This window comes from Sphaerisporangium sp. NPDC049002 (assembly GCF_040649355.1).
Classification (GTDB): Bacteria; Actinomycetota; Actinomycetes; order Streptosporangiales; family Streptosporangiaceae; genus Sphaerisporangium.
In genome coordinates, this window is the sequence record NZ_JBEZFH010000215.1 from 1 (window position 1) to 12,610 (window position 12,610).

1 protein-coding gene is annotated in these 12,610 nt (G+C 73.8%); it reads right to left on the reverse strand.

Features of this window, described 5'->3' with window-relative positions; translation table 11 throughout:
• A partial coding sequence (locus AB0B89_RS30100) for an amino acid adenylation domain-containing protein (RefSeq protein ID WP_358559554.1) occupies window positions 1–12,565 on the reverse strand: 12,565 nt, incomplete at its 3' end.
• Between the last annotated feature and the right edge of the window lie 45 nt (window positions 12,566–12,610).

The following is a 12,610-nucleotide window of genomic DNA, read 5'->3' on the forward strand; positions in this document are numbered from 1 at the left end:
GCAACCGCAGGCCGAGGCGGTCCGACAGCTGGTGGGCGAGCTGGGTGAGGCGCAGCGAGTCCAGCCCGAGGTCGACGAAGGTGCTGCGGTCGTCGAGCCGGTGCGCGGGGACCTTCAGGACCTGCCGCACCACGTCGCGGACGGTCTCGGTGAGGTCCGGCCGGGGTGCTCGCGGGGCGGGCTTGCCACCCTGCTCCGCCGCCGGGCGCGGCGGTGCGGACGGGTCAACGGCAGGCCGTTCGAGGGCCACGGACGGGGCGGCGGCACGCCGTTCGAGCGCCGCCGACGGGGCTACGGCATGCCGGACGAGCGCCGTGGCCCGTGCGGCCGGTGCGTGCAGCACCAGCGGAGCCGCGTGTCCCGCCGTCAGCAGCCGCTCCAGGATGCCGAGTCCCTGTGCGCTGTCCAGGGGCCGCTGGCCGCTGGAGGCCAGATAGGCGTCGGCGAAGGCACGGCCGGTGCTCCGCTGGGCAGCCGCGCCCATCCCGCCTTCCGTCCACAGGGGCCACTGCACGGCGATGGTCGCGACCCGCGACGCGTCGTCGCGCAGGGCGCGCGCGTACGCCGCCTGGAAGCGGTTGGCCACCGCGTAGTCGCAGCTGCCGAAGTCGCCCAGGACGGCCGCGCTCGACGAGAAGTGGCACACGAAGGCCGGCGGACGCAAGCCGCTGCGCAGCGCGCGGTCCAGCGCGAGGGTTCCGCGCACCTTCGGCCCGAGGACCGCCTCGAACGACTGACTCGTCTTGTCGAGCAGCGACGCGGCCTCGGCGGCGCCCGCGGCGTGCAAGACCCCGTCGAGCGCGGGCAGCGTGGCCAGCAGCCGGGCCACGGCGTGCGGGTCGCTCATGTCGAGCCGGTGGCAGACGACGTCTCCGCCGTGCCGGCGCAGCGTCCCGGTCCAGGCCTCGTCGGCGGGCCGCAGCGGGGAGCGGCCGACGAGGACCAGGTTGGCGTGGTACGTCCGCGCCAGGTGCTCGGCGACGCGCCGTCCGAGCCCACCGAACGCGCCGGTGACGAGATAGGTCCCGCCAACGCGCAGCCCCGGGCGTGCGGTGGGCGCCGTAGCGACGTCAACCCGCTCCACCCGGCCCACATGGCGCACACCGGCCCGGTACAGCGCGCTGACCGGCCGTTCCTGGTGCTGCTCGGTGAGCAGCAGGTCGGCCCAGCGGGCGGCGGGCGCCTCGCCGTCGTGCATGACCACGCGCAGCGAAGTGCCGGGCAGCACCTCGGCGAGGGACCGCTCGTAGCCGATCAGCGAGTCGAGGACGGCCTCTTCCACGGCGTCGCGGAAGTGCCCGGCGACGAGCACATGGGGGACCTCCAGCCGGGCGCCGGCCAGGGCGCGCACCAGGGCGGCCACGCGCCAGGGCTCACCGAGGAGGGATGCCTCGGTCTCGTGTTCGGCCGACCACAGGTAGTGGATCGCGTCGACGCGCCCGGACTCGGCGGCGACCTCCTCCAGGACCCGCCGCAGGTCGTGCTCGCTGCCGGGGTCCGCCACACGGGCGGTGTCGCCGTCCCCGGCGCCGGAGGCCGTCCGGCCGACGAACACGGGCCGCACGCCCGGGGCGCGCTCGCGCAGTTCCCGCGCGTACGCCCGCTGCGCGGCCTCCCCGGAGAGGAAGCACAGGACGACCTGGTCACCGGCCGCGGGGGTGCCGACCGCGTCCGCCGGTACCCAGCGCTCCTCGAAGAAGTGCACCTGCGCGTCGGCCGTCTCCGGCTCGTCCGGGTCCGCGCCCAGCCAGTGGTACTCCTCGCTGAACGGATACGTCGGCAGGCTGACCCGGCGCGGCCGGTGCTCCCCCGTGTGCAGCTGGTGCCAGTCCACGGAGGCGCCGTCCACCCACAGGCGGGCCAGCTTGTCCAGCCTGCCCTCGGTGAGCCAGCGGCCGGTGAGCTCGCGCAGGTCGTCCTCGTCGAGCAGGGCTGCGGACGCGCCCAGGGAGCCGCGTGCGCACGCGGCGTGGTCGCGGCCGGCGGCGAAGTCCTCCAGTGCGTCCACGAGTTCACTCACGCTGTGCACCACGAAGGCCACCCGCTCCGGCAGGGCGGTGCGGCCGACCTGGAGGGTGTACGCCACATCCGCCAGCCACCGGGCCGGCGCGGTGCCCTCCGGCTCGGCGAGCCGGTGCGCGAACTCGCGGGCGTACCGCATGAGGTTCTCCGGCTTCGCGGCGGAGAGCGGTACGAGCTGCGGCCCGGTGAACGAGGTGCCCTCGTCGCCCGTGGTGGGCGGGGCCTCCTCCAGGATGGCGTGGACGTTGGTGCCGCCGATGCCGAAGGAGCTGACCGCCGCCCGCAGCGGCCCGGTCGTCGGGGTGAGCTCGGTGAGCCGGTCCACGACGTGGAAGGGCGAACGCGCGAAGTCGATCTGCGGGTTGGGCTCCCGGTGGTTGACGGTAGGGGGCACCAGCCGGTGGCCGAGGACCAGCGCGGTCTTGAGGACGCCCGCCAGGCCTGCGGCCGCGTCGAGGTGGCCGAGGTTGGACTTGACGGAGCCGATGCCGCAGAAGCCGGTCCTGGCGGTGTACCGCCGGTAGGCCTCGGAGACCGCCATGACCTCGATCGGGTCGCCGAGCCGGGTGCCGGTGCCGTGGGCCTCCAGGTAGGCGATCGTCTCCGGGTGAACCCCGGTGCGGTCGAGAACCGCCGAGATCAGCTCGGTCTGGCCGCTGACGCTGGGCGCATAGTAACCGGCCTTCCGGTCACCGTCGTTGTTCATCCCGACGCCGCGCAGCAGCGTGTAGACGTGATCGCCGTCGCGCACCGCCGACGCCGCGTCCTTGAGCAGCAGCACGACGACGCCCTCGCCGCCGACCATGCCGTCGGAGTCGGCCGAGAAGGGCTTGCAGTGCCCGTCGGCGGACAGGGTCATGCCCTCCTCGTGGAGGTAGCCGACGGCGAGCTCGCCGTACATGCCCGCGCCGCCGACGAGGGCGTGTCGGGTCTGCCCGGACTGGATGGACTGCACCGCGAGGGCCAGCCCGGCCAGGGAGGAGGAGCAGTTGCTGTGCACGTACAGGCTGGGGCCGCGCAGTCCGAGCCGGTGGGAGATGGTCGTGGGGATGGTGCCGGGCTGCGCCTGGAGGAAGGCGACGAGGCCCTCCGAGTCGCGCCGGGCGCCACGGCCGGCAAGCGGTGCCTGGTACAGGGCGTTGCTCGTGGACATGTACACGGCCGCATCCGCGACGTCGCCCGGCAGGTGGCCGGCGTCCTCCACCGCCTTCCAGGAGTGCTGGAGCAGCAGCCGCAGCTGCGGGTCCATCAGCTCGGCGTCGCGGGGCGTGACCTGGAAGAACTCCGGGTCGAAGTACCCCTTGCCGCGCATCGCGGCCCGCACGGGCACGTAGTCCGGATGCGCGAGCAGTTCCTCGTCCACGCCGAGGTCGCGCAACTCCTGCTCGGAGCAGAGCTCCACGCTCTCCTCCCCGGCGACGAGGTTGCGCCAGAACTGGTGGTGGTCGTCCGCGCCCGGCAGACGGCAGGACACGCCGATGATGGCGACGCTGTCCCCGAGATGAGCGGGGAGGGCGGACGCGGGGGCGGCGGCCGCCGCCGGCGAGCGGTTCTCGGCGGGGCGCCCGGGCTGCTCGTCGCCCGCGCCCAGGGCGGTCAGGTGCTCGCTCATGCCGCGCGCGCTGACGCATTTGAAGACCTCGGCCGCGCCGAAGGGCAGCCCGTACCGCTTGCCCGCACGGTCGGCGAGCACGGCCGCCAGCACCGAGCTGCCGCCCGCGTCCAGGAACGCGTCGGTGGGGCGGAGGTTGGCGACCCCGAGGACGTCGCGCCACAGCGCGAGCACGTCGGCCTCGTCCGGTACGCCGGTGGCGGCGGCCGTGGCCCGTGCGGCGGGCCGGGGCGACTCCGGTACGGCCGGTCCGCGGGTCTCCGCTGCGGCGGGCCGGAGGGCGTCCGGTACGGCGGATTCGGCCGCCTCAGGCAGCGTCACGTCGCGTTCCTCCAGCGCCTTGCGGTCCACCTTGCCGTTCGGCGTCCGGGGCAGCCGGTCGACGGGGAGGAGGAACGGCGGAACCATGTAGTCGGGCAACCGGCGGCGCAGGTGCGCGGAGAGCTCACCGGCCTGCGCGCCCGTCCCGGCCGCTCGGGTGTAGTAGGCCACGAGCTGCTTGCTCTCGGACTGCGTCCGGGCCACGACCGCGCACTCGCGGACGGCCGGGTGGTCGGCCAGGACATGTTCGATCTCGCCGAGTTCGACACGGAAGCCGCGAATCTTGACCTGGGAGTCGATGCGGCCCAGGCACTCGAGGGAGCCGTCGCTGAGCCAGCGCGCCAGGTCGCCCGTGCGGTACAGCCGGGTGCCGGGTGCGAAGGGGTTGTCGGGGAAGCGTTCGGCCGTGAGTTCCGGCTTGTTGAGGTAGCCGAGAGCGAGCCCGTCCCCGGCGATGCACAGCTCGCCGGGGACGCCCGCGGGCACCAGCCGCCCCCGCTCGTCGAGGATGTGGATCCGGGTGTTGTCGATGGGCCGGCCGATGGTGGCGCGCCGGTGCGCCTCGATCCGCCCGGCCGTGGACCACACCGTGGTCTCGGTCGGTCCGAACAGGTTCCAGGCCTCGCAGCCGAGTCCGACGAGGCGCTCCCGCAAGGTCTCCGGCAGCGCCTCGCCTCCGCACAGGACGCGCACCCGCTCCTCGTTGGCCCACCCGGCGTGGAACAGCATCGCCCAGGTCGACGGGGTCGCCTGCATCACCGTCGGCCGGACGGCGCCGATCAGCTCCTTCAGGCGCTCGGGGTCCCGCGCGGTGGCGGCGTCGCAGACGTGGCAGAGGGCACCGGTGACGAGCGGCAGGAAGAGTTCGAGCACGGCGATGTCGAAGCTGTGCGTCGTCACCGCGAGCATCCGGTCGTCGGCCGTCAGGCCGGGCCTGCGGGCCATCGCGCACAGGAAGTTGGTGAGGGCCCGGTGTGGCACCATCACCCCCTTGGGGTTGCCTGTGCTGCCCGAGGTGTAGATGACGTAGGCCAGATCGGCTCCCCCGACGCGCTGCCACGGCACCCACGGGGCGTCGTCGGGCCGCTCCTCGTCGATGAGGACGACGTGCGGCGCGGCCGGCTCCGTCGTCAGCTCCCGGAGCCGGCCGTGCAGCCCCGAGTCGGAGACCACGACCCGCGGCCGGGCGTCGGCCAGGATGTATGCGAGACGGTCGCTCGGGTAGCCGGGGTCCAGCGGGATGTACGCACCGCCCGCCTTCATCGTGCCCAGCAGCGTGACCAGCAGCTCGGCGGAGCGCTCCATGTAGACGGCGATGAGGCTGCCGGGGCCGACACCCAGCGCTGCCAGGCGGCCGGCGAACCGGGTCGAGCGGGCGTCCAGTTCGGCGTAGGTGAGCGTGTCGGCGCCGCTCACCACCGCCACGGCGTCGGGTGTGCGCGCGGCCTGCTCGGCGAAGAGCTCGTGGACGCACCGGTCGGGCTGCGCCACCTCCGTGGCGTTCCACTCCACGGTCAGGGTGTGCCGCTCCTCGGGCGACAGCAGGGAGCACTCGTCGACCGGCAGGCCGGGCGCCTCCGACACCGTGCGCAGCAGATGCTCGTACTGGCGCAACAGTTGTTCGGCCGTCTCCGGGTCGAACAGGGCGGCGTCGTACTTGCAGTTGACGGTGAAGCCGGGTCCGTGCTCGCCGGGCTCGACGACCTCCAGGACGAGTTCGTACTCGCCCTCCTGGTGGATGCCCTCGACGTACCGGAACGACGGGGCGGGCGCGGTCACGTCCTCGTACCAGTCCTGGTACATGAAGACGCAGGTGAAGACCGGTGAGCCAGCGCCGGACAGGCCGAGTTCGCGCACCAGCGCCGTGAAGGGGTAGTCGTGGGCGAGGCCGTCGACCAGGGTCTTCTGGACGCTCGCGCACAGATCGGCGAAGGGTTCGGCCGGGCTGATCCGGCTGCGCACCGGCATCATTTTCACGAAGTGGCCGACCGTCGCGGCGAAGCCGTGCGCGGGCCGGGTGTTCACCGGCATGCCCACGATCACGTCGTTCTGCTGCGTGTACCGGCTCAGCAGCACCTTGAAGGCCGCGAGGAACAGCGCCGACGGGTAGAGGCCGTGGTCGCGGGCGGCCTGTGCGATCCGCTCGCTCAGCTCCGGCGACAGGCGCCGCGTCGCGGTGGCCCCGCGCACGGGGCCGGAGAGCGCGGAGCGCGGCCGGTCGGCGGGCAGCGCGAGCGCGGGCAGCGGCGGAGTCAGCCGGTCGCGCCAGTAGGCGAGCCGGGCGCCGGCGTCCGCGGCTCGCAGGCCGGCCTTCTCCAGCGCGACGAACTCCTCGTACCCGGCGGTAGGCTGGAAGGCGTCGGCGGGCGTGCCGTCCAGCCGCGCCTGGTAGCCGCGGAGCAGGTCCTTCACCAGGACGACGGCTGAGGTGCCGTCGAGGACGATATGGTGGGCGTTCAGCAGCACCCAGGACTCGCCGCCTGGCCCGTGGAAGACGCCGATCCGGCACAGGGGGCCCTGCTCCAGGTCGAACGGCGCCTTGGCCGCGGCGCGGACGCGCTCGAGCACCTCGGCCTCGCCGTACGTCGTGAGATGGTGCTCCGTCAGCCACTCTCCGTCCGCCGGGGCCTCAACGAGCAGCAGGAGGCCGTGCTCCTCCCGGACGACGCCGCGCAGGACCCGATGCCAGGAGCGCACGGCGTCGAACGCACAGCGCAGCGCCGCCACGTCGAGCCCGGTCACCCGGAAGCACAGAGGCACGTTGTAGGCGCTCGCGTCCGGTGCCGCCTTGTGCAGGGCCCACAGTCCCTGCTGGCCATCGGAGAGCGGGTGGCGCAGGACCGCATCGGCGGTGGTGTGGTGCCGTACGGCGTCGTCGGCGGCCTCCCGCGCGGCGGGGGCGGTGACGCCCCGCCCGGCCAGGTGAGCGGCGAGTTCGTCGACCGTGCCGTACTCGAAGAGGAGCGCGGTCTCGAACTCCGGGTCGAGGTCCCGGATCTGCCTGCCCAGCCGTACGAGCGCCATGGAGGACAGCCCGACACCGGTGAAGTCGTGGTCGGTGGGCACCTGGGACGCGTCGCGGCCGAGGTACGCCGCGACGGTCCTGCGCAGCCAGTCCCGCACGCCCTCCTGCTTGGCGGGCGCGGAGATTCCGCCGCTCGGAGCGGGGGCCGATGCCGGGCGCGGCTCCGTGTACCAGTGCGGGGTGCGCCGGAAGGGGTACGTGGGCAGGCTGACCCGCCGCGCCGGGCGGCCGGCGTACAGCGCGTCCCAGGAGACGGCCGCGCCCGAGAGCCACCTCCGGGCCGTCTCGTGCGGGTCGGCCCCGACGGCCACAGGCCCGTCGGAACCACTGTGGCCGGGACGCGGTCCACCGGTGAGGTCGGCGTACTCGTTGGCGCCCGCTTCCCCCGTCTCACGGAACTCCGTGAGACGGGCGGCGAGTTCCGCCGTGGACCGCACCACGTACGCCAGCCGGACAGGCAGTTCGTCCCGACCGACCTGCAGGGTGCGGGCGAGGCCGGGCAGCGCCACCGGGTGGGCGGTGCGGGCCGCGTCGGCGAGGAAGTCCGCCAGGCGCCCGGTCACGGTGCGCAGTTCCTCCGGGGTCCGCGCCGACAGCGGCACCAGGCAGGGCTCCTCGTGCGTGTGCTCCATCGCCGGGGCCACGTCGCCGCCTCCACTGTGTTCCTCGATGATCAGATGTGCGTTCGAGCCGCCCGCGCCGAAGCAGGAGATGCCGGCGCGGCGCGGGAGGGCCCGGCCCTCGGCGTCGGTCGGCGTCCAGGGGGCGAGTTCGCGCTGCACGTGGAACGGCGACCGCTTGAAGACGATCCCCGTGTTGAGCTCCTCGGCGTTGATCGAGGGCGCGAGCTGCCCGTGCCGCATCTGCATCAGTACCTTGGTCAGGCTCGCGATGCCCGACGCGCTCTCGCAGTGCCCCAGGTTCGACTTGAGTGAGCCGACCGCGCAGTACCGGCCCGCGCGGTCGGTGCCGAACGCGCGCGACAGCGCCGCTATCTCGATGGAGTCGCCGAGAGCGGTGGCCGTGCCATGGGCCTCAACGTAGCTGACGGTGGCCGGGGCCACGCCCGCCTTCTCCAGGGCTCGCGCCACGACGTCCCGCTGCGCCTTCGGGCTGGGCATGCTGTACCGGCTGGTGCGCCCGCCGGCGTTGACCGCGCTGCCCTTGATGACCGCGTACACGTGGTCGCCGCCGTCTAGCGCGTCCTGGAGCGGACGTAGCAGTACGGCGCCCACACCCTCGGCCGCCAGGAAACCGTCCGCGTGCTCGGAGAAGGGCCGGCACCGGTCGCCGTCGGACAGCAGCCCGTGCTCAGCGAGGACGTCGAAGTGGTCCGCGTTCAGCAGCAGGTTGACCCCGCCCGCGATCGCGCAGTCGTTGTCGCCGCTGCGCAGGCTCTCCACGGCCAGGTGGACGGCGGTGAGTGAGGACGAGCAGGCCGTGTCGACGGCGATGCTGGCCCCCTGGAAGTCAAACAGGTGGGAGGTGCGGTTCACGATCGACGAGTAGGCGGTGCGCCCGTTGTACGTCGAGTTCATGACGCCGGCGAACACACCGACCCGGCCCTGCCGGTTGAGGGCCTCGGCCGTGTAGCCGGCGTCCTGGACGCAGCTGTGGACCGTCTCGACGAACAGCCGCTCCTGGGGGTCCATGGCCGCCGCCTCGTCCGCGGGGATGCCGAAGTAGTCCGCGTCGAAGGAGGCCACGTCGTCCAGGAAGCCGCCCCACGGGCGGCCGCGCCCTTCCTCGTCCCAGCTCACCCACCAGCGGTCGGCCGGGTACGGGGCCGTGCAGTTCATGCCCCCGCGGACGTTCTCCCAGAGTTCGGCGGGGCTGTCGGCCTGCGGGTAGCGGCAGGCCAGACCGATCACGGCGATGTCTCCGGAGGGCCTGGTGGCGCCTCCGGTCCGCGACACGGCCGGTGTGTCAGAGGGCTCGACGGCGGGCGCCGGGGCGGTGAGCACGGTCCGGGGCGCGTGTACCTCGACCGGCGGCTCGGGGCGCTCGGAGTGCTCCGCGACGAGGTGCGCCACGACGTCCCTGATGGTCGGGCAGTCGAAGAACAGCGTGCTGCTGAGCCCATCGAAGTCCTGGCTCAGCGCGTTGTTGAGCTGGACGACGAGAATGGAGTCCAGGCCGAGGTCGAAGAGGTTGGCGTCGGGCGACAGCTCTCCCGGGGCCAACCGCAGTGTGGCCGCGACGAGTTCCGTGACCCGGCGCGTGGTGCGCTCGACGCGGGACGCGGCGGCAGGGCCGGACTCCGCGGCGGGCTCCGGCCGTTCGGCCGGCGCGCTGCCGAAGAGCCTGCGCAGCTCCGCCTCCCGGGTCTCCAGGAAGTGGCCGACCAGTTCGTCGAGGGTCCGCAGCTCGAAGAAGAGGGTGCTGCTGACGTCCTCGAAGTCCCGGGTGAGGGCGTTGTTCATGCCGGACACCAGGATGGAGTCCAGGCCGTAGTCGTGCAGGTCCTTGTGCGGGTCGAGGTCCTCGTCCGGCAGGCGCAGCGCCTCGCGCAGCAGCCGTTCGAAGTACTCGGTGGTCCGCGCCCGCAGCGTGCCGTCCGGCACGGTGCCGCCGGACACGGTCGGCGGCCGCTCCTGCCCCCGCGGGCCGGTGTCGGCCTTCGTGCGCGGTACCCGGAACAGCCCGTCGCTCTCGGCGACGGTGAGCTGCTGGCCGAGGGCGTGCGCCTCCTGCTCCGGCTGGACGGCCCTGCGGAAACCCTCGCGGGCCAGCACGTCGAGCCAGCGCTCGGGGGTGAGCACCGGGCTGCCGGGGATGCGCAGCTCGGCGTCCTGCGAACGCCACCAGCCGTCGACGAGCCCGAAGGTGAGGTGGGCCAGGAGCGTGTTTCGGCTCATCTCGTTCAGGAACAGCAGTCCGCCGGGCCGCAGGGCCGCCTTGACGTTGCGCAGGGTCCGGGCGATGTCGGCGGTTGCGTGCAGGACGTTGGTCGCCACGACGACGTCGAAGGAGCCCGGTTCCAGGCCCTGTTCCCCGGGCGGGCGCTCGACGTCGAGGATGCGGGTCGTCACGTACGGGTGGCGCGGGAGCAGTTGCTCCTCGGCTCGAAACAGGAACGCCTTGGACAGGTCGGTGTAGCAGTACTCCTCGATGCGGTCGCGCAGCGGTTCGAGGGTCCCCAGGACCCGGGCGCTGGTGGCACCGGTCCCGGCGCCGACCTCCAGGATGCGCAGCCGCCGTGCGGGGTCGGCCGCGCCCCACCGGCGCACGGCGTCGGCGAGGAGTTCGCCGAGCCGGTCGTTGAAGTAGTCGGCGATGGGGTCGCCCCGGTAGATGCCCTCCACCCGGGACATGGACGAGCCGGGGAAGAGGATCTCGGTGGCGGGCCGAGCTCCGACGAGGACGTCGGGCAGCGCCCGCAGACAGGATTCGACGAGGTCGACGTGGGCTCGCTGGTGGGCGCCGTGGTGCCACTGCTGGCGCTCGTCGTGCCACTGGCGCCACAGTTCGGCGCTGTCGAGGCCGGCGGGCGCGAGGGCGACGCGGCGCCCGCCACGCACCTGGAGCAGTCCGGCGTGCGTCAGCACGCGGTCGCTCTCCTCCAGCCAGCGCCGGTACTTGGGGAGCACGCGCCGCTCCAGGCCGTCCAGGCCGAGGTCGCGCAGCGTGGTGACGAGCAGCCGTTCCGCGAGCTCGCACAGGCGGGGGTGCGGCAGGAAGCGGCTCAGCCGTGCGACCTCGCCGGGCGGCGGGCGGTGGTCCGCCACGACCCGGTCGAGCACGGGGGGCAGCGGGGCGGATCCGGCCACCTGCCGCTCGTCGAGGGCGAGGCCGTCGAGCGCCTCGTCGCCGAAGGTCCGCATGAGCGCCACCTGGTCGTGCTCGCCGCCGAGGAAGTGCGCCAGGTGGCGCAGCGCCTCCTCGGGGTCGAGGGAGTCGATGCCCTCGGCCGCCATGCGGCTGCGGTAGAAGTCGTCGCTGACGACACCGGTGGCGCCCCAGTAGCCCCAGTTGACGCTCTTCACGACGGTGTCCGGCCACTGTTCGCGCAGGGCGGCGGCAAGCGCGTCCTTGAAGGTGCACCCGGCCGCGTAGTTGGCCTGCCCGGCGTCCCGGACGTGGCTCTCCACCGAGGAGAAGAAGAGGACGAGTTCCAGGGGTTCGGCGCCGAAGACGCGGGCCATGGCGGCGCCGACGTCGACCTTGGAGGCCAATGCGGCGCGAAACCGCTCCTCGTCCATGTTGGCGAGCGTCTTGTCGGCCAAGACGATCGCGGAGTGCACCACGCCGTCGATGCGCGGGCGGCGCTCCTTGATCCGGCGGTGGGCGGCCGTGAGGCTGTCGACGTCGCGCGCGTCGGCCGGGACGTAGAGGGGTGCCTCCGCGCCGACGGACCGCGCCAGCGCGGCGAGTTCGGCGAGCCGGCGCTCGATGTCCTCGTCCTGCTGCCGCCGGCCGATCCATACGATCGCCGCCTGGTGGTGCTCCACCATGTACCGGCTCCACAGCTCGCCGATGCCGCCGGCGCCGCCGATGACGACGTAGCAGCCGCGGCGGCGGTAGGGCGCTCCGGCGGGCTCCAGGGCCGGGACGGGGAGGAGTTCGTGCGAGAACCACCGGCCCTCGCGCAGCGCCAGCGTGGTGCCGGGCCGCACGGCGGGCATCGCGTGCCAGGCCCGCTCCAGGGCCGGTACGACGTCCGCGCGGTCGTCGCCGGGCAGGTCGAGCAGGCGGACGGCCCACCGGGCGTGCTCCTTGGCCGCGCTGCCCATCAGCCCGTGCACGCTCGCGTGGGTGGCGGCGACCCGGTCGCCGGGGTTCACCCGCTGCGTGCCGTACGTCAGGACGGTCCAGGTGAGCCGCCTCGTGCCGTGTCCCAGGGACAGCAGCGCCCGGACGATCCGGTAGACCTCGATGACGCCGTGCTCTTGGCCGCGTACCAGGTCGCCGCCTTCGTGCGGGGCGACCCAGACGACGTGCGCGGGGGCGTCGTCGCCGCAGACCTCGCGGATCCGCCCGGCGATCTCCTCCCAGGTGGCGCCCGGGTGCAGCGAGACGCGCCGGTGGCCGGGTGCGCACGCGCTCAGGGCGTCGCCCAGCCGCCGGTCGGCGTCGAAGACCAGGACGACGCCCGGCTCCCCGGCAACGCCGTCCGCCGGGAGGGCGAGGTTCCGCGGCTCCCACACCGGGAGCAGGGTGCGCAGCGCCGAGTTCCGGCGCTCGCCGACGTCCGACTCTCCCGTGTCGACCGCGCGGTACGTCAGACCGCGCAGCGCCGCGCAGACGCGGCCGCGGGCGTCGGTCAGGTCGATGTCCAGGACACGGGCGACGCCCTCGGGCCGTGCCCCGGCCGCCGGGCGCACCCATGCGTACATCGACTCGCCGCAGTCGGCGAACACGTCGAGCCGGTCCAGGGCGAACGGCACCGCCATCGCAGCGCCGTCGTCCAGCAGCTCCGCGCCGGGCTCGTCGAGGGCGGTGTGCAGGCCGAGCGAGGCGTGGATCGCCGCGTCGAGGAACGCCGGGTGGAGCGTGTACCGCTGGAGCGAGTCGCGCGACGGCTCGTCGACGCGCAGCTCGGCCAGTACCTCGCGGCGCCCGTCGACTGGTGCCGGGCGTGCCAGAAGGCTCGCCCGCCGACTTCGGCGCCTCCGTCAGCGGCTGACCGC